At 41.6% G+C, this 22,663-nt stretch carries 26 protein-coding genes and 2 pseudogenes; 9 read left to right on the top strand and 19 right to left on the bottom strand.

Annotated features, from left to right (window positions below; translation table 11 throughout):
• Positions 1 to 306: 306 nt before the first annotated feature.
• Together KNP82_RS14440 and KNP82_RS14435 are read right to left on the bottom strand one after the other, a co-directional pair.
• Positions 307 to 531, bottom strand: a complete 225-nt coding sequence (locus KNP82_RS14440) for a DUF3006 domain-containing protein (protein ID WP_024127775.1) — start codon at positions 529 to 531, stop codon at positions 307 to 309.
• Positions 528 to 1,370: a ComEC/Rec2 family competence protein gene (locus KNP82_RS14435; protein WP_214762884.1), complete on the bottom strand. Its 843-nt coding sequence runs from the start codon at positions 1,368 to 1,370 to the stop codon at positions 528 to 530. The genes KNP82_RS14440 and KNP82_RS14435 overlap by 4 nt, the downstream gene beginning before the upstream one ends.
• Before the next feature lie 144 nt (positions 1,371 to 1,514).
• Between KNP82_RS14435 and KNP82_RS14430 the strand changes: the two genes are divergently transcribed.
• The 3 genes from KNP82_RS14430 (at position 1,515) to KNP82_RS14420 (ending at position 3,298) form a co-directional block, all read left to right on the top strand.
• A complete protein-coding gene (locus KNP82_RS14430; protein ID WP_214828533.1) occupies positions 1,515 to 1,796 on the top strand; it encodes a hypothetical protein in 282 nt (93 codons plus the stop codon).
• A gap of 123 nt (positions 1,797 to 1,919) precedes the next feature.
• Positions 1,920 to 2,300 (top strand): hypothetical protein, encoded by a 381-nt coding sequence (locus KNP82_RS14425; RefSeq protein WP_214828531.1) that lies wholly within the window; start codon positions 1,920 to 1,922, stop codon positions 2,298 to 2,300.
• A 56-nt stretch (positions 2,301 to 2,356) separates the two neighbouring features.
• Positions 2,357 to 3,298, top strand: a complete 942-nt coding sequence (locus tag KNP82_RS14420) for a DNA/RNA non-specific endonuclease (RefSeq protein WP_214828528.1) — start codon at positions 2,357 to 2,359, stop codon at positions 3,296 to 3,298.
• Positions 3,299 to 3,374: 76 nt separating this feature from the next.
• Here KNP82_RS14420 and KNP82_RS14415 read toward each other — a convergent pair whose 3' ends face one another.
• From KNP82_RS14415 to KNP82_RS14405, 3 genes are all read right to left on the bottom strand, one after another.
• The gene (locus KNP82_RS14415) at positions 3,375 to 3,983 is read right to left on the bottom strand and encodes a helix-turn-helix domain-containing protein (protein WP_214828525.1); all 609 of its coding nucleotides are present in this window, start codon (positions 3,981 to 3,983) and stop codon (positions 3,375 to 3,377) included.
• 125 nt (positions 3,984 to 4,108) lie between these two features.
• Positions 4,109 to 5,137, bottom strand: coding sequence for a hypothetical protein (locus KNP82_RS14410; protein WP_214828522.1), 1,029 nt, complete (start codon positions 5,135 to 5,137; stop codon positions 4,109 to 4,111).
• 954 nt (positions 5,138 to 6,091) lie between these two features.
• Positions 6,092 to 6,610, bottom strand: a complete 519-nt coding sequence (locus KNP82_RS14405) for a hypothetical protein (protein ID WP_214828520.1) — start codon at positions 6,608 to 6,610, stop codon at positions 6,092 to 6,094.
• A 361-nt stretch (positions 6,611 to 6,971) separates the two neighbouring features.
• Here KNP82_RS14405 and KNP82_RS14400 point away from each other — a divergent pair, with 361 nt between their 5' ends.
• On the top strand, positions 6,972 to 7,436 hold the full coding sequence (locus KNP82_RS14400; RefSeq protein ID WP_214828519.1) for an Imm64 family immunity protein: 465 nt from the start codon (positions 6,972 to 6,974) through the stop codon (positions 7,434 to 7,436).
• Positions 7,437 to 7,504: 68 nt separating this feature from the next.
• Here KNP82_RS14400 and KNP82_RS14395 read toward each other — a convergent pair whose 3' ends face one another.
• The 5 genes and pseudogenes from KNP82_RS14395 to KNP82_RS14375 all read right to left on the bottom strand — a co-directional run bounded on the left by KNP82_RS14395 (position 7,505) and on the right by KNP82_RS14375 (position 10,441).
• Positions 7,505 to 7,912 (bottom strand): DUF2000 domain-containing protein, encoded by a 408-nt coding sequence (locus KNP82_RS14395; protein ID WP_214828517.1) that lies wholly within the window; start codon positions 7,910 to 7,912, stop codon positions 7,505 to 7,507.
• A gap of 35 nt (positions 7,913 to 7,947) precedes the next feature.
• A pseudogene (locus KNP82_RS14390) lies at positions 7,948 to 8,309 on the bottom strand (hotdog family protein).
• Between the two features lie 38 nt (positions 8,310 to 8,347).
• Entirely contained in the window at positions 8,348 to 9,124 is a 777-nt protein-coding gene (locus tag KNP82_RS14385) for an AraC family transcriptional regulator (RefSeq protein WP_214828515.1), read from the bottom strand.
• Between the two features lie 25 nt (positions 9,125 to 9,149).
• A complete protein-coding gene (locus KNP82_RS14380) occupies positions 9,150 to 9,725 on the bottom strand; it encodes a LysE family translocator (RefSeq protein ID WP_214828513.1) in 576 nt (191 codons plus the stop codon).
• A 140-nt stretch (positions 9,726 to 9,865) separates the two neighbouring features.
• Complete coding sequence (locus tag KNP82_RS14375) at positions 9,866 to 10,441, bottom strand: recombinase family protein (RefSeq protein ID WP_214828511.1); 576 nt, start codon at positions 10,439 to 10,441, stop codon at positions 9,866 to 9,868.
• A 146-nt stretch (positions 10,442 to 10,587) separates the two neighbouring features.
• Here KNP82_RS14375 and KNP82_RS14370 point away from each other — a divergent pair.
• A pseudogene (locus tag KNP82_RS14370) lies at positions 10,588 to 13,460 on the top strand (Tn3 family transposase).
• Positions 13,461 to 13,662: 202 nt separating this feature from the next.
• Here KNP82_RS14370 and KNP82_RS14365 read toward each other — a convergent pair.
• From KNP82_RS14365 to KNP82_RS14355, 3 genes are all read right to left on the bottom strand, one after another.
• Positions 13,663 to 14,040: a hypothetical protein gene (locus tag KNP82_RS14365; RefSeq protein WP_214824023.1), complete on the bottom strand. Its 378-nt coding sequence runs from the start codon at positions 14,038 to 14,040 to the stop codon at positions 13,663 to 13,665.
• On the bottom strand, positions 14,037 to 14,387 hold the full coding sequence (locus KNP82_RS14360) for a hypothetical protein (RefSeq protein WP_214828509.1): 351 nt from the start codon (positions 14,385 to 14,387) through the stop codon (positions 14,037 to 14,039). The genes KNP82_RS14365 and KNP82_RS14360 overlap by 4 nt, the downstream gene beginning before the upstream one ends.
• 179 nt (positions 14,388 to 14,566) lie before the next feature.
• A complete protein-coding gene (locus tag KNP82_RS14355; RefSeq protein ID WP_214828506.1) occupies positions 14,567 to 15,193 on the bottom strand; it encodes a helix-turn-helix domain-containing protein in 627 nt (208 codons plus the stop codon).
• Between the two features lie 323 nt (positions 15,194 to 15,516).
• Between KNP82_RS14355 and KNP82_RS14350 the strand changes: the two genes are divergently transcribed.
• Positions 15,517 to 16,041 carry a hypothetical protein gene (locus KNP82_RS14350; RefSeq protein ID WP_214828503.1) on the top strand — a complete coding sequence of 175 codons (525 nt, stop codon included), beginning with the start codon at positions 15,517 to 15,519 and terminating at the stop codon, positions 16,039 to 16,041.
• Between the two features lie 156 nt (positions 16,042 to 16,197).
• Here the strand turns inward: KNP82_RS14350 and KNP82_RS14345 are convergent, their stop codons facing one another.
• The 3 genes from KNP82_RS14345 to KNP82_RS14335 all read right to left on the bottom strand — a co-directional run bounded on the left by KNP82_RS14345 (position 16,198) and on the right by KNP82_RS14335 (position 18,507).
• Positions 16,198 to 16,494, bottom strand: a complete 297-nt coding sequence (locus tag KNP82_RS14345; protein ID WP_214828501.1) for a hypothetical protein — start codon at positions 16,492 to 16,494, stop codon at positions 16,198 to 16,200.
• 559 nt (positions 16,495 to 17,053) lie between these two features.
• Positions 17,054 to 17,674: a DUF1643 domain-containing protein gene (locus KNP82_RS14340; protein ID WP_214828499.1), complete on the bottom strand. Its 621-nt coding sequence runs from the start codon at positions 17,672 to 17,674 to the stop codon at positions 17,054 to 17,056.
• 209 nt (positions 17,675 to 17,883) lie between these two features.
• Positions 17,884 to 18,507, bottom strand: a complete 624-nt coding sequence (locus tag KNP82_RS14335) for a recombinase family protein (RefSeq protein ID WP_214828497.1) — start codon at positions 18,505 to 18,507, stop codon at positions 17,884 to 17,886.
• A gap of 317 nt (positions 18,508 to 18,824) precedes the next feature.
• On the opposite strand from KNP82_RS14335, the gene KNP82_RS14330 reads away from it, so the two are divergent.
• Both KNP82_RS14330 and KNP82_RS14325 read left to right on the top strand, forming a co-directional pair.
• Positions 18,825 to 19,205: a hypothetical protein gene (locus KNP82_RS14330; protein WP_214828495.1), complete on the top strand. Its 381-nt coding sequence runs from the start codon at positions 18,825 to 18,827 to the stop codon at positions 19,203 to 19,205.
• Positions 19,206 to 19,229: 24 nt separating this feature from the next.
• Complete coding sequence (locus tag KNP82_RS14325; RefSeq protein ID WP_214824010.1) at positions 19,230 to 19,694, top strand: hypothetical protein; 465 nt, start codon at positions 19,230 to 19,232, stop codon at positions 19,692 to 19,694.
• 479 nt (positions 19,695 to 20,173) lie between these two features.
• On the opposite strand, the gene KNP82_RS14320 is transcribed toward KNP82_RS14325, so the two are convergent.
• From KNP82_RS14320 to KNP82_RS14310, 3 genes are all read right to left on the bottom strand, one after another.
• A complete protein-coding gene (locus KNP82_RS14320; RefSeq protein ID WP_214828493.1) occupies positions 20,174 to 20,557 on the bottom strand; it encodes a hypothetical protein in 384 nt (127 codons plus the stop codon).
• Between the two features lie 159 nt (positions 20,558 to 20,716).
• Positions 20,717 to 20,923, bottom strand: coding sequence for a hypothetical protein (locus KNP82_RS14315; protein WP_029596469.1), 207 nt, complete (start codon positions 20,921 to 20,923; stop codon positions 20,717 to 20,719).
• A gap of 390 nt (positions 20,924 to 21,313) precedes the next feature.
• Positions 21,314 to 21,769, bottom strand: coding sequence for a JAB domain-containing protein (locus KNP82_RS14310; protein WP_214828491.1), 456 nt, complete (start codon positions 21,767 to 21,769; stop codon positions 21,314 to 21,316).
• A gap of 374 nt (positions 21,770 to 22,143) precedes the next feature.
• Between KNP82_RS14310 and KNP82_RS14305 the strand changes: the two genes are divergently transcribed.
• Entirely contained in the window at positions 22,144 to 22,485 is a 342-nt protein-coding gene (locus KNP82_RS14305) for a YolD-like family protein (protein WP_251128775.1), read from the top strand.
• Positions 22,486 to 22,663: the final 178 nt, after the last annotated feature.

The following is a 22,663-nucleotide window of genomic DNA, read 5'->3' as shown; positions in this document are numbered from 1 at the left end:
GTGTGGTTTCTTCGTCAAAGATTGATAAAAATGTGCAGACTACTCCCATTTACTCTGTTTTATGAAAACAGAGCCTTTGAACATATTCAATTAGCCATTGTTCAAAGTGTGGTGGCGTAATCTCCCGGCGTGCATCATTCTTAACAATCCTCCTAGTGAATATTATGCTGTTGACTTTATATCAGTTTTTATTCAATGTCAATCGAGCTTTATATTTAGATAAAAATTATTTGCCGATTTGTCTTTATTAAAAAATACTGATTTGTAAGTTTTAAAAATACAATCATGAATAATTGATACTCGTTTTTAATCTTCCCAAAGCTCATCCATCAACTCATCGATATCACTCGATAATCGTTTGCGTTCCTTGGCGTCCACTTCAACTTTCCCATCTTCATAAAACCAAAGCACGTCACCAGGTTGAACCGTGTCTGGAAGTCGTGACTTTGGAATATCCTCCATCACTTCTCCGAATTCGACGACAGCCAGATCTCCTTCAAACCGGTCGATGATCCCTCTGCGTCGCTTCATTTTGATTTCTTCACGGCGTAACTCGAGCCGTTTCCTGTGATAATGATCGTGCCATTTTTGTCTGTACGAAGCGTGTTCGCTTTTTGGCGTTTTAAGTTCGTCACCACTTCGGACGTCGGGTGCCCGTAGTTGTTCTTCCCGACACTGATGACGGCATGCTTCGGTTTGACCGTATTCAGGAACGTGCTGCTCGTCGACGTCTTGGCACCGTGATGCCCCACCTTCAAGACATCTGCACGGAGCGTCTGCTTCTTGGCCATCATGTCCTTCTCAGAAACGTGTTCCGCGTCCCCTGTGAACAAGAACGTGTTCTTCTTGTACGTGACATGAAGGACTGCACTCCAGTTGTTCAAGTCACTGTTCGAGTAGGATTTGACCGGACCCACAAACTTCGCACTGACACCTTTGATCGGCAGTTTCACGCCAGCCTGTGCCGTTTTGATGGTCTTCCCTTCCCGTTTCACGGCTTGAAGGAAGTCTTTGTAGGCTTGGGTTGTGTGTTTCACTTTTGGTGCGTAGACGTTCTCGACACGGTAGGCATCTAAAATTTCGTCCAATCCACCGATATGATCCGCATCCGGATGCGTCGAGATCAATACTTCGATATCGTCGACTTTTTGTTTTTTGAGATAGGCGACGATGGCATCCCCTTTACCTTTGTTCCCACCGTCAATGATGACGTCCTCACCGCTCGGCATCTTGATGTAGATGGCGTCCCCTTGCCCGACATCGATGTAATGGACTTTGATGCTCGCAGCGGCCGATGCTTCCCCGTATGGCGACACCAATAGCGCTCCACTAAATAGAACGGCACTCCCAATCTTGATCAATTTATTCATCTTCTATCACTCCACTTTAAAATTATTGTAAAATTATCCAACACACCTTTATTATAATCCGGTATTTGTTAAATAGCTTCTTATTCTTGTGGTTGACCACATACATAAATAGGCAAGGTGTAATTGATAGGAGGAGTGAGAGAAATGGATTTACGAAAACCAATCGCAATAAACAAGACGAATAAACCGGTCCTGATTTTTAAAGACGGGGTAGAATTAAAGGAGTGTGTCTCCATTCAGGAAGCTACACACTATCTGAAGGAATACACGTTATGCATCGCAATGCCGTATCGTCACATTATGAATGGCATCATTCTTGATGAGTCCTGGATCCATGAGGGTAGCAGCTATAGGTTCACCACTGATCCTGATGTGAAAAAGGCAAAGTTGGAAGAGATGAAAATCCGGAACAAAGTCCGTTTTTAAGGAAGGAGAGAATATGAAATCGAACAGGTCTCATGTGCGGCACCTTACACACGCCGTACACGACTTCGTCACTGTTTATTACAACCCTACGAGGTACACTTGAATTAAAAAGGGGTTCTCCTTATGCGACTTCAAGATTGGATCCAGCAATATCACGGTACAGAGATGCTACGCTTTGATCACCTTTGCGAGTACTTGGATGCGACACCGTTTGAAATCAAACACCACCTTGATGGAATCAGTACTGAGATAACCGGCGTACTGAAGTCAGAAGAGGGTGTTGGCGACGACGCGTTCATCACGAAGCTGGAACATCATTTGCTCAGTCGATTCAACAAACGAAGAAAAAAAGTGAAAGTCACAATTGAGGTAGAACTGCCATTACCGGAAGAAGCCTACAACTTTTGTCAGCGCGAACGATTTGGAATGATTGAACGCGTCACTCAACATATGGACGAACAATACGTGAAGGATTGGCGCATCGTAAACATGCGGAGGATATAATTGAACATAGATCGTATTGACTCATCTACATATATACATGCTATAAGGAGAACAAAATGAAATTTACCTACTTAGCCTTCCCTTTGGCCATCCTGCTGATGGCCGGTTGTACCAGTGAAAACACCCCTTCTGCAAATGAGAAAGCAGAGGAGCCTGCTACTCAAACAGAAGAAGTCGTCGATACGACTGAAACGAGCACAGACGACGCAAATACGGAGACGACTGCAGAAGAGCCTGCAGCAGCCGAAGAAACGGTCACAAATTCGGATAACAATCAATTCTCCGGCTATAAACTGATCAATGTTGACGGTGGCGATTTGTCCGGGTACCGTGAGGCGAACGTCGTCGTCGATATCGGATATGGAGATCGCGAGTATTGGGCGTTCACGAACGAACATGGTCAATTGATTCGTGTCATCGCCGATCAGATCATCTTGCAGGATGATGATTCGGAGGATGTGACCTCGGATGGCCGCTACTATCATGACGAGGCGAAGGTCCCAGGCGTCGAACACAGTGATCTCGATGAAGGCCACGTCATCGCCGACTCGCTAGGGGGCGTCTCGAACGCCTACAACATCACACCACAGGATAGCACGCTCAACCGCTACGGGGACCAGGCCTATATGGAGGATGTGATCCGTAAGGCCGGCGGCGCGACCGACTTCGAAGCGATCATCACATATCCGGATACGAAAACTCATATTCCGTCACACTATGAGTACACCTATACGGTCAAAGGAAATGTCGTTACCGATTCGTTCGACAACGTCAACCCGGATGAAGTGAACGAAGCACTCGGCCTCACAGAAAGTGAACCGGAACCCGCAGCTACACCTGAGGCAACAGGCGATGTCTCGAGCGTAGATACGAATGGAAACGGTCAGGTGACGATCCAGGAAGCGAAAGACGCCGGTTTCACGATGCCGATCATGAGCGACCATTGGCTCTACCCCTATATGCGTGATAACGACAACGACGGAATGGTCGGGGAATGATTTCAACCAAAAATTAAAACAATGATGATTGTATAAAAAGACATCCTCTACTTTTAAGAGAATGTCTTTTTTATGTTCATTTACGTTTTCGATTCACTTTATCAAGCCGAATTTTCTCAATCAACGCGTGGATGATCTGTTCATCTCTTCCCACGAAATCTTTGTCGAAGGGAATCCGCTCCCCTTCGAACATGAAGTAATCGAGCAGGTACGGGACTCGAGGTGTCGCGTGCCCCCACGTATGCTTCGAGCAACGTTCCCACACCTCGGCTTCGAACTCTTTTGAATACCGCATATGCTCGACGGCAGCCTTGACCTCCGATTTTTTCAGAACGAAGTAGTCCTCGAACACGAATTTACCAAGTAGCTCGTACCACATCTCCTCGCGGGCTCGCTCTTTAATCGCTTCTACATCGACTTCGACGTGATACGGGGCCTCTTCTTCATTCTTGACGACATCCCGAGCTTCCCCTGTCATCGACTGCGGATATAGCTCCCATCCTTCAGGCATCCGTTCTTTGATGAACTGTTCGAGCGCCTCCTCACTGATCCGATAGCCTTTTTTACGCGACTCGAGCGGTTCTGCCTGGATCACGCCTTTTCGTACCCAGTTACGGACCGTCTCCTTATGGCTTGTGAGCTTGTTCTTCGATAAGATTTCGAATGCCTGATCAATCGTATACATGATGTACCTCCTTTTAACACAATGAACATTTTATTAAATAATACTACAATGTTTGTATTAAAAAAAGAATTTATAGGATGTCCTCATCAGATTGTAGATTATATATCGCCTGACTGTTCGAAGATTCAGGAATGAGTAGGTAAGGTTACGATGTCAAACGAACCGTTACGTACTTGAGTTAATCTGTTCAATACTTCGTCCACATCTCCAATCCCCACATACCTTCTGAAGTTCCCCTCATTTCCTTCAAAAGTTTTAGTCAACTCTATCAATGTCTCCTTGAGTACTTCTGGGGTGAAATGCTTCTGCACATCATAATATTCAATCTCACCGTATCTCGCCTTATAGAATGCAACACGTTCTATAGAATGATAGTCACCAAAGTCAAACTCCTCGGAGCCAGCATAATATGAGAGTTCATCTAGTAAGTAGTAGGCAATCAGTTGAAGGTTGTCTTTTTTCTTGAGTGAATTATCTTTGGTAGTTTTAAAGTCATACAAGGTCCCATTAATATATACGTCGGCATCTGCACCTTCAACCAATAGCGAGGAGGCACCGAAATGTGGATTGAACGACACACTACTATTCTTTTTTATGACTTCCGGAATCATAAAGTTCTCTTCGAATAGATACATCATCATTTCCAATTCACGTACCACGTCACCAGGCACTGGATCATTAAACAGGTAATCCAAATCCACAGTACTCGGATTGATTCTCGCCCTTGCGATTTGCTCCAACATTGCCAAGCGCACAGCAATTTCATATAGCTCCGCTAACTGTGCCCTGCCCATTACTACTTTTTCGATTTTCTCCACCCACGGCAAGTACTTATTGAAGTGATATTCGTTGATATTCGGTAAGTCTTTTAACTTATACATTCCTTGGTATGACATTAATCCAGACGTAACGTACTCCGATTTAATAAGTTTCGCAATTCTAAATCGTGCCAGGTAATCAAACGCTGTTCCTAACAACGTTGAATTCTGCATGACACTTAAATTGTTCGGAACTTTGAGTATATAATCATTCGAAAAAGCTTTTTTACCGCTTTGAGTGTAGTAATCATTTTTATTAGGTGCAACAGAGAGGAGTACGTTCATAAAGTTTTTGTCTTGCTGCGTTTTTCCAAGTAACTTGCTACTCAGAGACATGTCACTCATTCCTTTCTATTAATTTTAAATGAACCTTCTTGAACATGATGAACTGATGGTATCTAGGGATTTACGGCGTTTACTCCATAATCCTTAAATCGTTTTTTGAGTTTCAGTTTCCAAGAATTATGATTCTAAAGGACCGGTATATCTAGATTGAAAGTGAATGGTCACCTTCTCTAATTCTTTAATTTTCGTAAGCGTTTCTGTGAGGAGACCACCTTCCTCATCTAAAATATTCGTCTCGAGTAGGCCTTTCGAGAGTTGTGAGACCAAAAGGCTCGTCTGCACGGCCTCCTTCTCCTCTCGCGTGAACGTCGTCCAATCTGTCTTAGCTTTGAGCACACTAGTGAGAGATTTGTCTGCCTTCAATTGAAGTTTTCGAATATCGAAAATCAACGAATTGAATTGGTTGGTCACGGTTTCGATGTTCTTAAGGGCACCAGCGAATAGAAGTTGCTGTCGTTGAGCCGTCTTTGCTTGTGATGTGACTGTTCCATGTTCGACCTCTCTTCATTACATCGTGTATGGTGTATTTTGACTTGATATAACTGGATTATAGCTTATCGTATAGGATGAAACTGTAAAAAAATATTACAAGGTTCCTTATTTCTTACCTATCCTCAGATATATGTGAAAACATCATGATTATTTGGTTGCGATTTTTTAATGAAATGCGCATGATCGATTCAAATCAAATCACTAGTTTAAATAGATTTTTTGACATCGTGTGAAGCAGTAGCTCTCTTTTCTATAAGTTCTCCATGTAAAAGAGCATGTATACATTTCGATGTCGAAATGTATACATGCTCTTTTAGGACTGCCTGATTATCATTTTATTGTAAGTTCGATTGAAGTGAACAAGATTTTCTCAAGATGTTTTTTATCTCATTTTAAAATCATCTTTATTATGTACAGAGAGAAATCAGCACTTCAACGGGTTTGTGACTGTGCTTATGATGAGACCAAACCGATTTCAGCCAACAGCCTAACACCTAAAATACGGCCTGACAGGTAGGCAATCAATGCATCCTCCACACTGAACAGACGCTCTCTCGTTTCATCTTGATTCACCTCATGTTTCGACATGTTGTACAGGCGCACGAATACTAGTAGGCTCTGCACCGTCTTTTCGTCCATCGTTCGAAGCTTAGCGATTTGATGGACCGCTTTACCTAGTGTGGAGTTGTGGTGTCGTATCGCCCCAAGTGTATGCACCTGCTTCAAATATTGACGTGTAACGGCCTCGAGGTGCATGCCCGCATATTGGACGATATAACGCGCCCCGTGTGCCACGTCCCGCTCCAACTCACTCGCTGCATACTGCAGCGGCCTGAACAACGGTCGCTCGTCTCCACCAGGAAACGGGTTTTGAACCGGATTTTTGGGGAGAAGATATCCCCCAATCCCACCGATTTCTTCGTCCATTGCCCAAAGATGTGCCAATGCTTCGGTCTGGCTGTCTCGATTCATGGCAGACATGACCTGATCGACAGCGGTCTTCTAATCACGATTCAACAGGTGTTCATATAGCCAATATGTATCCCGTAGTGCATCCTTCATCTCAATTAGCCCTCCGACTCTCGATATCCAAACTTGGTTTTATTGTTACATAACTGTTTGATTGAAATTCAACGTATTGAAATGTAGGTCACCTACTATGAAGAAATCACGTAAGTAAAGCCACATCTATTTATGGAACAAAATTAAGTGGTCAATTGTACCTTGTTATTTTACATTTAAGAGGAGATACAGGTGCGTTCTTTAATAGGATCGGAGACTTAACACTAATCAACCAAATTATTTTAAAAATGATTATAAAGAGGTGAATACGGTGTCAGATACTGGCGGTTTTATTAATATAGGGATTGTGTTCTCAAAAGAACAATCATTAAATCAAAACCTATATGCTTTGATTGATTCGTTTGTTAATCAAGGCAGTAACCTTATCAAATTGAACTTTAGTAAAGACAAAGATGGAACTCGTTGGATTGAAAAACAAATAATCAACAATAAAGTTACTGTTGATTTGAGTGCAAATTATTATCCGTTTCTCACGCTTTCAGGTGATGCTCTCAGAATAGACAGTGATGAAATCAAGCTCTCACCTGTAGTTGAAGAGGAGTTCCATGGATTCCTCATCGATATAAAATGGGATGATCTGTTTCCTCTACCTCACAACAGCGATATAGTGGTCAGTCGAACTAATGAGTTGATTCGTTTTTTGATTGATACCTGGGGTACCGTCAGGAAAATGCGGATTTACAACGTTAAGAAAATCCAAACAGAAAAAGCCTAATTTCTCGGTTTATAGTGAGAAATTAGGCTTTAGTTACTTCATTAAAGCGCCCGATTACGGACCTACCTTTATTCATGTAAATCAAAACCCTTTAGCAATTTATCTACATGATTTTTCTTGCCTCGTATTCCAATTCCAACAAGATTTAGTTCATTTGTTTTGAAATTTGCAATCATTGCACGATTATCCTCGTCATTATAGGTAGTAAACAATTCTTCGGTGTATATTGTCATAACTACATCTTTTGTTAGAGCCTTTTGTAATAGCTCATTCATCCGTTCGCCAGTAGAAGAATGTATCATAATTGGTTGCTGTGACATGGGTAAATATTGAACATTATCCTTATCTAAATAGGGCTGTCCAATAATATTTTGAGTTCCTGCAATTCCACTCATTAGAAATGCTGTTACGTTTAATTTTTGCCATATTTCAAGGTCTTCCCTTAATACAATTTTAATTTTGGTATCAAATTCCATAATTACACTCCACCTTTCTTTTATTAGCAGCGGTATTATAATATAACTCCTGAAAAGTCTCCTATCAGCACTTCTTTCCTATGTTGATTTTTGCATAAAAAAGAGGCCTTGATGTGTGTTCTATTATCCGGCTTTTCAAATTGGTCAATTGTTACCTCACAAATTATGGTATCACCAGTAAATACAGGTCTTAAATCGTACGGGCAAGTACGTTGTAATCCCCGCCTATTTTGGTTGGTAATGTAGCCGTTAGTAATCCATGTATGAAAAGTCTTCCCTGTTCATCAGGCGAAATATGATGGGAAGCTTCATCTCTTGAAACCTTTCTAAACACTTCAACATCTTCTGTTGTGAAAGTCCGTTCAAATTCAATCATATCGCCTACTTTTAAAGACAATTTCATTCCCCCTTAGTTCTAAACTAATTTATCTTCTCTCAATTTAAATATGACATATATTCAAATGCTGTCGTTCCATAAACACTTTTAAAATGTTTATTTAAATGGGTTAAATCAACAAAACCACATTCAGCTACCGTAGAATAAATATCTCGGTTTTTATCTATTAATTCCTTGGCCCGTTCAATCTTGCAGTTAAGGAAATATTGGTATGGTGTAATCCCAGTATTAGACTTGAACAATCTGATAAACTGATACTTAGATAGATGAAGCTCTTTACTAATCTCATCAAGTTTAAGTACATTTCCCAAGTCAGAATGAATCAAATCCTTTGCTTTTCTGATTAACGTAGTATCTTCCCTAAAATCTGCCGAAAGATTTGCTAGAATAAGGCTATCTCCAAGGGATAGGAGTAATTCACTGCACAGTGCATCATCTTTTTCGCTTATTATGGCATTGGCTAGACTTAATACACTTTGTTCCAGTCTATAATCATACACAATAGGCGTACTAAACAATACAAGATCCTTTTTCTGGACAATCTCCAAAAGTAATTGCGGATCAATATATAACATCACATAATCAAGACCTGTCTCATCATGTGCCATTCCGTCATGTGCCTGTTCAGGATTAAAAAGCATCACACCATTTGGATAGGATAACTGCAAACTGCCATCCAAATTATAATGCTGAATACCACGTAATGTTACACCAATTGCATACTCTTGATGAGAATGCTTTTTATACTTAAAATCAGTGATACTAGCCGTCAACGCCGTAATACCTGCTGCTTTTTTATAGATAAATTTATCCAATCTATTCACCTCTCTAAAAACAAGCTTATACCCATATCATGATCGTAGTATAAACCAAACCTAGTGCCATGATTACATTAACAATCCTCGTATGCTTTTGTAAAAAGTTTTTGAGGATTGTACCGAATAGAATCCATGAAATAAATGCTAAAAATCCGATGATGGTTATAACGATAACACTTATTGTCATAGCAGTCGTATCGGTATAGTATGGCAAAATAAAGCTAGGAATAACTGTCAATGCAAATATTACTACCTTTGGATTTAAAAATTGCATAAGGAAACCTGTAGCAAAAGTGCCAGTATTGTTGTCAGTTGATTCTGATGGATCCATTTTGTAGATTTGATAAGATAGATATAACATATAAAGCGTTCCGATAACCTGCATTCCAATTAACACTTTTGGTATAACAGTTATTAGCACCGTATTCAGCATAGCAGATATGCCAAGTAATAAGCCAAAAGCAATTGTTGCTCCATACGTATAGTCCATCGCTTTTTTCGACCCATAATTGTGTACTGTAGATAGTATGACGATATTCGTAGGTCCCGGAGTAAATGTTACAAGAAAACAGTATATGATAAAAGATGTAATATCCATGATGAAAACTCCTTTCAGCGTTCTCATATAAATATACATCCAAAAATTTATGGGATATAGTATATTATTGCATTGCCTGAATTAAGGCAGGCTTTTCTTCAATTATCTGGCCCTTTTCTGGAATATAGGGTAAGGAAGAACTATTTGTTCTCTTCTGATAGCTTTCTATATAATGAAGCTCTAGACACATTTGTAATTTCGCAAATTTGATTTACAGTCATATTTCCTTCTTTATATAGCTTTACTGCATAATTCATTCCTGCGTGATTTTTATGATATTTCTTTAACCGGCCTTTAAACTTTCCTTCTTTCTTAGCCAGCTCAATCCCTTCACGTTGACGCATACGGATAAGATCTCGCTCTAATTGGTTAACACCAGCCATTACTGTAATTAAGAATTGGCTGTATGGATTATCTTCTGATAAATCTAGCCATGTATCCTTGAGTGATTTTAGGCTTGCCTTTTTACTTCGTATTAAATCAATCAATACAAATAAATCCTGCGTACTACGAGTAATTCGAGTTAAGTCTGTAACATAAATAATATCACCTTCCCGTAAATCCTCTAACATTTTTTGAAGCTGCTCACGATCCTTTGTTGCTCCAGAAACTTTTTCTTCAAAAATAATATCCATTCCAATTTCGTTCAATTGCTGAAATTGCCTTGAAGGATTTTGGCTAGGCGAACTGACACGTATATAACCAATTTTCCGCAAAATATCACCTCACTTTTGATACAAGTCTTATGAGACACTCTTAACTATGATTTTATCAGTCTTCTACACTTGTATCAATAGAGTACACTCTATTGATATATAATTGAACTAATAAATTGAAAAATACAGAAATGGGATGATATTGAATGAAAATTGCGAGAGGTAGAGAATTGCTTACACCGGAACAGAGACAGTCTTTTATGCAAATCCCTGAAGATGAATGGATATTGGGGACCTACTTCACTTTTTCCAATCGTGATTTAGAAATAGTTAATAAGCGAAGGAGGGAAGAAAACCGTTTAGGGTTTGCCGTTCAATTAGCTGTTCTTCGGTATCCCGGTTGGCCATACACTCATATCAAAAGCATCCCAGATTTGGTCATACAATATATATCGAAACAGATTGGTGCTAGTCCATCCTCGCTTGATCATTATCCTCAAAGGGAAAATACACTTTGGGATCATTTGAAAGAAATTCGAAGTGAATATGACTTTGTAACTTTTACCCTGAGTGAATATCGAATGATGTTTAAGTACCTTCATCAATTAGCTTTGGAAAATGGTGATACTATTCATCTACTGCATGAATGCATAGATTTTCTAAGAAAAAACAAAATTATACTGCCTGCTATCACTACACTTGAAAGAATGGTGTGGGAAGCAAGGGCGATGGCTGAAAAGAAGCTATTTAATACAGTTAGTAGATCTCTTACAAATGAGCAAAAAGAAAAACTTGAAGAGATTATTACTTCGCAGCATCCATCCGAATCCAATAAAACGATATTGGGTTGGTTAAAGGAACCACTGGGTCATCCTTCACCCGAAACTTTTCTAAAAGTAATAGAACGACTTGAATACCTACGAGAAATGGAATTAGAAACAGTGCAAATTAGCCATTTGCATCGTAATCGTCTATTACAGCTTTCTCGCTTAGGTTCAAGATACGAACCGTATGCGTTCCGTGACTTTCAAGAAAATAAACGTTATTCGATATTAGCCGTCTATTTATTACAACTTACTCAGGAGCTAACAGATAAAGCGTTTGAAATTCATGATAGGCAAATACTTAGTTTGTTATCAAAAGGCCGTAAGGCTCAAGAGGAAATCCAGAAACAAAACGGTAAAAAGCTAAATGAGAAAGTTATTTTGTCTCTTCAGTCGAAGAAGCTCAGGAGCTTGCACGTCCTGCCGACTATGATTATTTAGACTTACTACAAAAACGGTTTTATTCACTAAGAAAATATACGCCAACGCTATTAAGAGTATTGGAATTCCATTCCACAAAGGCAAATGAGCCACTTTTAAAGGCTGTTGAGATTATCCGAGGAATGAACGAATCCGGAAAACGAAAAGTGCCTAATGACTCACCTGTGGATTTTATTTCAAAACGATGGAAAAAGCATTTATACGAGGATGATGGTACAACAATAAATCGTCATTACTATGAAATGGCTGTTTTATCAGAACTTCGGGAGCATGTTCGTGCAGGAGATGTTTCCATTGTTGGCAGTAGACAATATAGGGATTTTGAGGAATATTTGTTTTCGGAAGATACATGGAATCAATCGAAGGGGAATACGAGATTATCAGTTAATTTATCATTCGAAGATTATATAACGGAGAGAACCAGCAGCCTTAATGAAAGGTTAAAATGGTTAGCTGCCAATTCCAACAAGTTGGATGGAGTTTCTCTTGAAAAAGGAAAACTGTCACTTGCACGCTTAGAAAAAGATGTTCCAGAAGAAGCAAAAAAGTTTAGTGCAAGCCTTTATCAGATGCTACCAAGAATAAAATTAACCGATTTACTCATGGATGTTGCTCATATAACAGGATTTCATGAGCAATTCACCCATGCTTCCAATAATCGAAAACCAGATAAAGAAGAAACAATCATTATCATGGCTGCCCTTTTAGGGATGGGAATGAATATTGGCTTGAGCAAGATGGCCGAAGCCACACCCGGACTTACATATAAGCAACTAGCTAATGTATCTCAATGGCGCATGTATGAAGATGCAATGAATAAAGCCCAAGCCATTTTAGTAAATTTTCATCATAAATTACAGTTGTCCTCCTATTGGGGCGACGGTACAACATCCTCGTCAGATGGTATGAGAATGCAGCTAGGTGTTTCATCACTGCATGCAGATGCAAACCCACATTACGGGACTGGAAAAGGAGCAACTATCTACCGTTTTACTAGTGATCAATTCTCTTCTTATTACACAAAGATTATACATACAAATTCAAGGGATGCTATTCATGTTTTGGATGGATTGTTGCACCACGAGACGGATCTAAATATAGAAGAGCATTATACAGACACAGCTGGTTACACAGACCAAATATTCGGACTGACTCATTTATTAGGATTTAAATTTGCTCCTAGAATAAGAGATTTATCAGACTCGAAATTATTTACAATAGATAAAGCAAGTGAGTATCCAAAATTAGAAGCCATTTTACGTGGACAAATAAATAAAAAGGTCATTAAAGAAAATTATGAGGATGTTTTGCGATTAGCTCATTCTATAAGGGAGGGAACAGTTTCAGCCTCCCTTATAATGGGGAAACTAGGTTCCTATTCAAGACAAAACAGCTTAGCTACCGCCTTACGTGAGATGGGCCGAATAGAAAAAACGATCTTTATTTTGAATTACATTTCAGATGAATCATTAAGAAGAAAAATACAAAGAGGATTGAATAAAGGAGAAGCCATGAATGGATTAGCAAGGGCTATTTTCTTTGGAAAACAAGGTGAGCTTAGAGAACGAACCATACAGCATCAATTGCAAAGGGCCAGTGCCTTAAACATAATCATTAATGCCATCAGTATCTGGAATACCTTACATCTAACAAAAGCAGTTGAATATCAAAAACAGTCTGGTAGTTTTAATGAAGAATTATTGCACCATATATCGCCTCTAGGTTGGGAACATATTAATTTACTAGGAGAATACCATTTTAATTCCGAGAAAATAGTCTCGTTAGATTCTTTAAGACCATTGAAATTTTCTTAACGTTGTTAAAAATGGGGGAATCGTCTCGAAAATGTGCTTAGCGTTGTAAATCCGCATTTTCCTGACGGGACCCCAAAAAGACATTTTTCGAATCGAAGAATGTCTTTTCTCATTTGTTCACATGATCCGTTGACTGTGTTAGAGAATAAAACGGCTATTAGAGGTGGAAGGAGTCAGACCTTTTGATAGATAGGACAGATTTTTATGTATTGGGACGTCTTCTCTGAAATTCATTGTACACCGCATCGCCCGCTCGATAGCCGATAGTGTCTAGGACCATCAGAGTGGCTCCGTCGACTTTCTTCGGTAGATAGATGATCCGGATGCCGGCACGAAGTATCTTGATATAGACATAATCCGAATACTTCCCGTGGATAGGATTTGCAGTCCCATCTGGGGGCGCGAAGATGCCTTGACGGATTTGACGTTCGATATAGCCGGCAATCTCTTTATGGCGTCTTTCGCGATAGAAATGATCGAGGTCACCTTCTGAGAAAGAGGTGACCTCGATGGTTACATCGTAATGAACTTTCATTTGCTCGAAGAATGTGAACCAGAACTTCTGTGCCTTGGCAATCATCGAAGGTCGCCCTCCTCTTCTTGAAGGGCAATCGGTATATAGACATCATCTTCATCGAGATCGACGCCCGGGACGTCTTTTAACGCGTAAGACTTGGATTCCAGCTCTTGACGACGCTCGAACTCATGGAAGACGGACGCATCGATGAATTTGTTAAACCGCTCCTCAAGGGCCATCAAACGTTCCGCGTTTGCGACAGACATGAGAACAATCTCTTCTTCTTCTCGAGGACTTCTCACCACAAAGACTTGTGAAGGATCATTCTGGATCGCGACTTTGACACGGGTGAATCCATCCTTACGCTTCAAGTCTGTAGGGGTGAGCGTATTGCGATGTTCGATAATCATTGAATTTCCCCCTTTTAAAGTGTCACTTTAAGCGTCACTTTTAATGTACCTTGATTGTAACATGAATAATCGGGTCTAGCAAAGAAGGCCTGCCGAGGAGGACGAGCGATTCTCACCCCTTAATTTTGGTGACTATGCTGTCCATAAATGCCAGTCAGCCGTATCTGGTGCTGAAACTTTTATCTGCTACCAGATTCATCTTTATACATTCCCGAACGCTTTCTCAACCTGACATGCTCGATCAACGCCTGCATGATCTGTTCTTCTTTGATGCCAAAATCCTGATCGAACGGCACCCGCTCTTCTTCGAAAAGAAACGCATCGACCAAGTAGAGGACCCGTGGTTTTTTACGCGGGGCGCTGTCTTTCAGACATCGTTCCCAGACAAACTTCTCGAACTTTTTCGTATGGCCCCTATGCTCGATCGCATGTCGTACCATCGTCCGTGTGATATCAAGATGACCCTCCCATAGCCAGCGTCCGGCCACTTGGTGCCACATCTCGATGCGCCCCTGCTCCTTGATTGCTTCTACATCGACTTCGACGTGATACGGGGTCTCTTCCTCATTCTTGACGACATCCCGAACGTCTCCCGTCACCGACTCTGGATACATCTCCCAACCGTCAGGCATCCGCTCTTTGATGAACTGCTCGAGGGCCGCCTCACTGATCCGATAGCCTTTTTTACGCGACTCGAGCGGTTCTGCCTTGATCACGCCTTTTCGTACCCAGTTTCGGACCGTCTCCTTATGGCTTGTGAGCTTGTTCTTCGATAGGATTTCAAAAGCCTCGTCAATCGTATACATGGTAAGCCTCCTTTTAACACAATGATGTTTTTATTAAATAATACCATAGTCATTGCATTAAAAGTGAGAGGAACATTTCATAGGATGAATACATTTGTCTCATGGTTAGGAAAACATATGGAACATTAAACCATATTATCTCCGTACAATGAATCAACAAAAACAAAAATCCACCACATCATACCTATATCCGAGTCAAGAACAGTACAACTATTTGCTCAATATTGTTCTCCTCTTTTACAAGAAGGAGGTTGTGAAAAATTCAAAAATCATTATTATTTAGATATAACAGTAAAATCAGGAAAATACGAAAGGATGTAATCATGAAGACCAAGTTCAAGAAAATCCTCAAATACTTTTTGATGGCTGTAGGTGTTTTGGCCATCGCTATCGGCGGTTTGATTTACTATGAGACAAGGAACGGGATGTATGGAACCGTTTATATCGCTGAAGATAATTTGATCAATACATATGAAGGGGGCCAAAGTGTAGAAGCCGGGGGTGTCCAATATAAACCAACTGATATCGAGACGGTTGTCTACAAGGGCAAGAAGGTGCTGCGCCTCGAACTCGTCGTGAAACTCATCGACACCGACTCTGAGTTCATCTTTGACCCGAAAGATTTGACGCTACATAATGGATTGGATTACTATCCGGAACTCCTCAAGGACGAAGAGAACCTGGAGGTGGTATCCCTTCCATATTGGGGCGACGAAAAACGTTACGTCATGTTCGAAGCGCCAGATGAGTATGCGGGCAGTGCCTACGTTTTAGAGATTAACAACGAAAACTATCCTACAGGGAACATTAGCTATGTGCTCAAATTGGATGCGGAAGAGGATGACTGAGGTCCTCTTCTTTTTGTGTCTGAGAATAGACATTTTCTTTTCAAAGGAAATCAGAAAGGAGCGGTCCGTTCAACAACATCCATTTTATCGGATACGGGTTCTAGATTCAGGCGAGAGCAGCGCGAGTGGCCAAAGAAAACGCACGTTTTTCCGCCTTCAGTCACCATAATACTCATAAGCCAACAAACTCAATCCCACATATCTCGCATACGTATCCTCAGACACCTCATATGCTTCTACATCATCCTTCCAATATTCTCTAGACGAGAACCCATACTCTCTAGACGAAAACAACACATACTTCCCATCTTCAGAAATAATCGTATCATATTCTCCGATCAGCTTTGTCCCCTCTTCGAGCAAAAATGTCTCAAGCGAATCCGAACCAGACTCATTGAACTTCTTCTCGTACTCCACCTTATAGGTATCGATTAGTTCATTCAAATTCAACATAATCATCCCTTTCTATACAAGATAAGTTTGACCAACTTCGACCAGTGGCTTTCCCCCTCGACAGTGCCAATTCGTTACGCTCTCGAGCGTGTTGGGCGTCTCTTGTTCCTGCAACGGGTGGTACCGTCAGCCCGTCTCCCTTGGAGTGCTCGCAGAGAACAAGATATTGAAGCATCAATCCGTCCTCACACTCTAGACATTCCCTAAACGAATGTACAAAACAGACATAACGACATGACGCAGGGAAATGTACGAGGTCGATATTCTTGTTACGCTACCCCTTATCTCTTCCACCACTTTTCTAACCGAGTTAACGGATTCATCCTATCCCGCGTGCCGTATGACCGATAGGATTGAGGACAATGTCAAGTGAGGCTCATCTATTTTACGGATCAGATAAAACCAGAGGTTTACTTTTTCCCGCGCGGCGCTCGGTGAACGTTTTCGATGACTTGATATCGCCTGCCTCGAAACTACAAGTGCACGATATCGATTCAACTCCTGTCATGCTTTTCTATCGCTCTTGGAAGACACGTTCATGGTTCACTGAAAAGGTGACCTACAATCTCCAATCAGGGTCATCGAATAACCCGACATCAGATCCTCCAATCATCCCTTCCCTCGATGAGTCCATTTGGTGGGGAACAGTACGTTTGGTCAATTTGATTACTTCTTTGGTGGCCGGTCGAAACAGTTCAGGTGATAGTTCGCCTCGGAGATAAAGCGGATGTTTCGGGTATCTCCCGCAATTCGTCACTTCGATCGCATACAGGTCTACAAATGAGAGCAGTTCAAGGACTTCATCGATTCGCCCTTGCGCAAATGTTTTTTTCCCCCATGCGACGATGACCCGTTCAGACCGATGGGCCGCATCCAACACGTACTTGTCATTTTCTGGACCCACTGCATCTACCTGACCCTTCAATTCTTTTGGATCCGTCGAGATGTAGGCGAACAGATTGACGACCTTGATCCCGTCGTACCCCCAATGCTTGGCATATGAGATGCAACGCTGCAAGGTCCGATCATCCTGACCTTGGTTTCCTTGGCTCGGGTTCAGCATGACGAACGTGACCAGCCGCCTCCCGTTTCCCCACTTGCAAGTGAATTGATAACGATATTGTTCCGTCTCATCGATGACAGCCTTCACATCATATTGTCTGTCCCATGGTCTGAACATCTGTCCCGCCTCCATTCGTTTGATGTCTCAATTATACAAGGTTTCCTAAGAAGATCTCTGTAGAATTAAATATCAGGTGAATCCCTTTCAAGGCCTCCTATCTGGTTTTCCCAACACCGTCTCGCTGCAGATGACGACATGATGTGAACAAGAGATCTACACCATTTCGATGACACAAAAAAACTACAGGGATGAACCCTGCAGTCTGATTATTCTGAGGTAGATTTTTGCTTTTGCTTATACTCACGCAGACGACGGAAGAAGGTCGCTTGTTTGATGACATCCTTCCCCTTCTCGTCCTTCCCATATGATTTGACCAGCTCTGGAAAAGTCACCTCACCGTTTGATTCGATATACTCTTTGACGGCCTTGTCATAGACCTCGCTATTCGCTTTGGGACGACCGAATTTCACACCGCTCTCTTTAGCACGCTCGATGGCAGGTTTGGTACGCTCTACAATAAAGTTTCGTTCCATCTCTGAAAACATCTTAAACACAGAGAGCATGGCTTTTGACATCACTGAATCTAGCGAAGTGTCAATCTCATCATCAATCGATTTGATGTGGACACCTTTTGAATCAATTCGTTCAATTGTGTTGACTACTTGTGACACAGATCGCCCTAGCCGATCCAATTGCTTCACCATGATCATATCTCCAGCTTTGACTTCTTGAAGAAGTTGATGCAATTGACTCTGTGCTTCATTTGTTACTGGTCGGATATCCGCAAAAATATTGCGTTCTTCGACATCATTTTCTTTAAGCAAACTAATTTGAGCATCCAAATCTTGTTTTACGACAGAAACGCGTACATAACCATAAATTTTCCCCATACCTCAAACTCCTTCAACTTTACATATCTATAAAAATTATTTTATCAAAATATATAATAATGTCACTTTCATCATACGGTTTGCCTAACAATCTTTCTTAATACCTCATTTGAACACGGGTCTTATAATTGACTTGTATTTCCTCTGAAACGCAATTACTTTGACATTAATTCATCGAACGGTTTCAATAAAAAATTTTAATAAATTAAATAAATGTTCATTTTCTATAATATAATTACTTTGTCGGCAATTATTAACAAAGTCGTCACTCAGCAAGTTCAACAAAAATTTAATCACTTTGAATAGGGGGGGGTTCTATGGATCAACGTATTCTAGTTCGTGACATGGAAGTTAACGGCATGGACGCTGCAGCATTTTCATCTTTCGTCTCTTATCTGTCAGCGTTTGTAGTGAGAGACCCAAGCCTTACTCTCGAAGGATTTAATGGTGACATCGCTGATTTCTCTGATCCAATGAATTTTTTTGAGTTGAGAGCAATACTCGAGCTTCATTTTATGAATAGACTTCATATTTTAAAGCAATATGTATTAACTTCTAAAAAACGAGACTCTCACATCCTGTTAAATTACTCAGACAGTGGTCTTTACGTCGAACATTTATGCGGCTCTAAAGACCTGTTTGAGGATATTATCAATTCGAAAAAATCTTGGGGCGTATTTAATGTCTCTATTGTTTAGTTGATATTAAAGGAGGAAATTTTAATGACTTCAAATGATGAATTACTACAAAAAATGTTTGCCCACATGCAGAAGCAGAACTTTAAAACGGAAGTCACAGTCACTTCTACTGAATCAAATACATTTTATCGAAGAGAATTAGTAAATTTCCTTCAGTTCCTTCAAAATGATGTACTTCGTGAAGACAAGCCATACTTAAAACTTCGAAGCTATGATCAAGTCATGGGCCATCTAGATACAATTATTGGATCAGCAAATGGACAAAGCCCTGAATTGATAGATTTTATTAATAGTAACGATCGTTTTCATTTAGTTAAAGACACAGGAGAATATCCGGAAGAACTGTATTATAATATGCCTCAGCTCGAAATGACTTTTGTACGAGAAGGTTTGTATATTACTAAAGGTACATCGAATGATAATTTTGAACTTTTTGATAAATTGGCAAAGTGTTCTTCTAATTCAAAATATAATTTTCTAATTGAATAGTTTATTGAAAATCTACATGTACTGAGACGTGTTTCATTTATTTAGACATCTAGACTACTTATAAGGTTACTTTTTACTGACGTGCTCATCCAAAACTGGGCACGTCATTTCATGATGCTCTTTAAGATGTGCATCCTTTACGTATAACTGAGACTTAACAATTCTTCTACTTTAACTCCTAACTTTTTCGTCGTATTAAAGTAAGGTGGTACCTTAATCAATTTCAAATTGATCAGACATCAGTGAATGGGGCTTCCAAACAAAAACACCATTCGGCTGAATGGTGTTCCTTGCGTGGCGTTAGACACGACCACGCTCTTGATTTTGACGTTGTCCTTACGCCCCGTGCCTCCCGTCAGAAAGGGCCAGGAACATAGAGATGCGTTTTAAAGCAGCTCTTGTTATCGGGCCGTCAGGGGGGCAGCGGTGCGATGAGCGACTTCGCCACAAGGCGTTAGACGCTCACGCATGAGCCCGGATCACCATTCCTTCTCCCATGCCCCGTCCTCAGAGACTCCCCAATCCTCGAACCGATACTTGATGAGCCAATGGACATGCATCACCTCATATTCGAATACACTCTTGGATAGCTCTGAGACGACGAAACTGACGTCCCCATCTGCCACCACCCATGTCCCATATAGGTATACTCTCTTGATCGGACGCTCTTCTGCATCCAGATGGATCATTATGCGGAAGTAAGGAGAGTTCCGTCCGTCATCGAACCGGACGACCTTCTCGACGTAATGTTCCTTGTCGACGACACGCATCCACTTGGGATGTTCCATCAGTTCCGAGAACACGGTCTGGACGAACGGATCCAATCCCGCGAACGCATAGTCATCAAGCAGCCCCTCGTCCATCACGTCTCCCCCTTCCGCTTCGCTATAGAACGATCCCCCCTCCAGAGCCAGTTCAGTCCTTGTTCATGAGCCTACAGAAATGAAGATTTTTAAAAAATGTATACACATATACATGTATACACGTATACAAATCTACATATATACAATGATTCTTTTTTCTTATGTACGACGATTTCGTCGAATCATATTGGTATTGAAAAAGACGGTGAGGTGGGTCAAGCGTTCTCCTTCCTTCACGTCACAAAGAAGATCCATGCTCACAAGTTTTAAGTCGTCAAAATCTTCTTGAAGCCGGTCAGGAAGGCGTCGAAGCAACACCTCCGTCATCTCGTCCATCGTCTGTTGATCTAGTTGGTAGCTGTCCATCTGAATCATCCTCTCCATTTGATAGCTCAATGATACCTCGCATCCACGCAGGCAACATCTCGCCTAATTTCACGTAAGTCCTGGTGTTGTTTCAAACAAGCCCTAGGGCTTGTTTAGAAAACATGGTCATTTTCAATAAACAAACCGTGTTTTCACTTCTGCTATTTCATCAAACAATCTTCTTACGAGACAGACCAAAACAACGTCCAATCTTCACACACGAACCATCTCGTTTTCGTCATACGAAAACGCCCCTTTTCCGGATCCTGCCCCACGGATCCAGGCGAGAGCAACGCGAGTCGCCCGGCTCGTCAAAGAAAAACGCACGTTTTTCGTCCTTGCCCTTACCGGACGGACCGGGACCGGTCCCCAGGCCCCACTCCATTCCGTTCAACCCATGTAACCTCGCTGTTTCATGCTGACGTATGACTCGTCCGTACCGAGGATGAGATGGTCGAGCACCGGGATGCCGATGAGGTCGCCCGCTTCATGTAACCGTTCGGAGACGAGGATGTCCTCCCGGCTCGGGGTCGGGTCCCCGCTCGGATGTTGGTGGCAGACGATGAGGCATGAGGCGTTGTTCAGGATGGCGCATTTGAAGACTTCCCGTGGGTGGACGACACTCGAGTTGACGCTACCGACGTGCGCTCGGTGGACGCCGATGACCCGGTTCTTCGTGTTCAACATGATGACGAGGAACACCTCGCGGTCGTCGTCCCCGATGAACGATGACCCGATTTGTCGGGCGCTGTCCGGCGAATGGATGATGGCGTGCTCGAGGGCGACCATTTCCTCGCGAACCTCTTGTTTGATACGGATGACCTCGATGATGGCGGATAGTTCCATGATGGTTTGTCCCCTTTCAGATAGAAAAGCTGTCCTCAGAACGAACACCGTTGTGCGTCCTGTTGACGGAAACGAAGCGAGCGTCGGGAGACGGTGCAAGGGCGACTGCAGGGAGAGCCTCAAAATAATGCGTAGAGCGCACATAAGTCCAGGCTTCCGTAGCCAACGAGCGAAAAGCCTTGCTTTGAGCCTAAAGCGAAGGAAGACGGACTGGAGGGCGCGTCATTTTTTTGACGTCCCTTGCACCGACGACCAGCGAGCTAGAGTACGGAAACAGGACGCACGAATCACCGATCACGAAAAAGGCTGTTCAAACGAGACAAATTGGGTATAAAATAAGAACAAACGTTCGTTTTATTAGGAGGGTGATTTTTATGACGATGTATCGCGATCGGGGTGAGCTGAAATGGATCCCGTTCCTCATGCCCGAACACAAGGCGCTGCTGACGAAGTACTATAAGGAAATCCAAAAGATCGAGATGCCCAATGTCGATGAACAGATCCTATCGGTCTATGAGAATGTGCTGAATGACGCGATCTTCAGCGGGGATATGGTGGAGGTGAAATATGTGGAGGATCGGGAGATGAAACGATTCAAGGGGTTTGTGCACCGGACGAATTACATGGAGCGGACCGTCGAACTGGCCAATCAGCGGGATGGGATCATATACGTATCGTTCGAGGCAATCATTCACGTGGAGCGGTCTGCAGATTAATTTTCAAATTTTAATCATATGGTGCCCATTAAAGTTTAACTATATATAAATATATGCCTTAAAAAAATTTAAAGTCGTCACTAAGCACTTGTGGGCTAACCTAAATTTTTGAGACAATATAAAAACACCTTCGCAGTGGTACACTTTAAAAAAGTGCTAGCATCGGAGGTGTTTTTGC

The sequence above is a fragment of the Exiguobacterium sp. s26 genome (assembly GCF_018618235.1).
Classification (GTDB): domain Bacteria; phylum Bacillota; class Bacilli; order Exiguobacteriales; family Exiguobacteriaceae; genus Exiguobacterium; species Exiguobacterium chiriqhucha.
Note: the sequence above shows the minus strand (reverse complement) of the source record. Positions and strands in the feature narration are given on the sequence as shown.

Coding starts and splice junctions, on each gene's coding strand:
- KNP82_RS14365 (WP_214824023.1), bottom strand. CDS start 14,040: ATGATTGCCAAGGCACAGAAGTTCTGGTTCACATTCTTCGAGCAAATG.
- KNP82_RS14315 (WP_029596469.1), bottom strand. CDS start 20,923: ATGGACAGCTACCAACTAGATCAACAGACGATGGACGAGATGACGGAG.
- KNP82_RS14325 (WP_214824010.1), top strand. CDS start 19,230: ATGACTTCAAATGATGAATTACTACAAAAAATGTTTGCCCACATGCAG.
- KNP82_RS14330 (WP_214828495.1), top strand. CDS start 18,825: ATGGATCAACGTATTCTAGTTCGTGACATGGAAGTTAACGGCATGGAC.
- KNP82_RS14420 (WP_214828528.1), top strand. CDS start 2,357: ATGAAATTTACCTACTTAGCCTTCCCTTTGGCCATCCTGCTGATGGCC.
- KNP82_RS14415 (WP_214828525.1), bottom strand. CDS start 3,983: ATGTATACGATTGATCAGGCATTCGAAATCTTATCGAAGAACAAGCTC.
- KNP82_RS14410 (WP_214828522.1), bottom strand. CDS start 5,137: ATGTCTCTGAGTAGCAAGTTACTTGGAAAAACGCAGCAAGACAAAAAC.
- KNP82_RS14305 (WP_251128775.1), top strand. CDS start 22,144: ATGACGATGTATCGCGATCGGGGTGAGCTGAAATGGATCCCGTTCCTC.
- KNP82_RS14345 (WP_214828501.1), bottom strand. CDS start 16,494: ATGTTGAATTTGAATGAACTAATCGATACCTATAAGGTGGAGTACGAG.
- KNP82_RS14340 (WP_214828499.1), bottom strand. CDS start 17,674: ATGTTCAGACCATGGGACAGACAATATGATGTGAAGGCTGTCATCGAT.
- KNP82_RS14440 (WP_024127775.1), bottom strand. CDS start 531: ATGAAGCGACGCAGAGGGATCATCGACCGGTTTGAAGGAGATCTGGCT.
- KNP82_RS14350 (WP_214828503.1), top strand. CDS start 15,517: ATGAAGACCAAGTTCAAGAAAATCCTCAAATACTTTTTGATGGCTGTA.
- KNP82_RS14360 (WP_214828509.1), bottom strand. CDS start 14,387: ATGATTATCGAACATCGCAATACGCTCACCCCTACAGACTTGAAGCGT.
- KNP82_RS14435 (WP_214762884.1), bottom strand. CDS start 1,370: ATGAATAAATTGATCAAGATTGGGAGTGCCGTTCTATTTAGTGGAGCG.
- KNP82_RS14355 (WP_214828506.1), bottom strand. CDS start 15,193: ATGTATACGATTGACGAGGCTTTTGAAATCCTATCGAAGAACAAGCTC.
- KNP82_RS14430 (WP_214828533.1), top strand. CDS start 1,515: ATGGATTTACGAAAACCAATCGCAATAAACAAGACGAATAAACCGGTC.
- KNP82_RS14380 (WP_214828513.1), bottom strand. CDS start 9,725: ATGGATATTACATCTTTTATCATATACTGTTTTCTTGTAACATTTACT.
- KNP82_RS14335 (WP_214828497.1), bottom strand. CDS start 18,507: ATGGGGAAAATTTATGGTTATGTACGCGTTTCTGTCGTAAAACAAGAT.
- KNP82_RS14395 (WP_214828517.1), bottom strand. CDS start 7,912: ATGGAATTTGATACCAAAATTAAAATTGTATTAAGGGAAGACCTTGAA.
- KNP82_RS14405 (WP_214828520.1), bottom strand. CDS start 6,610: ATGAATCGAGACAGCCAGACCGAAGCATTGGCACATCTTTGGGCAATG.
- KNP82_RS14320 (WP_214828493.1), bottom strand. CDS start 20,557: ATGGACGAGGGGCTGCTTGATGACTATGCGTTCGCGGGATTGGATCCG.
- KNP82_RS14425 (WP_214828531.1), top strand. CDS start 1,920: ATGCGACTTCAAGATTGGATCCAGCAATATCACGGTACAGAGATGCTA.
- KNP82_RS14310 (WP_214828491.1), bottom strand. CDS start 21,769: ATGGAACTATCCGCCATCATCGAGGTCATCCGTATCAAACAAGAGGTT.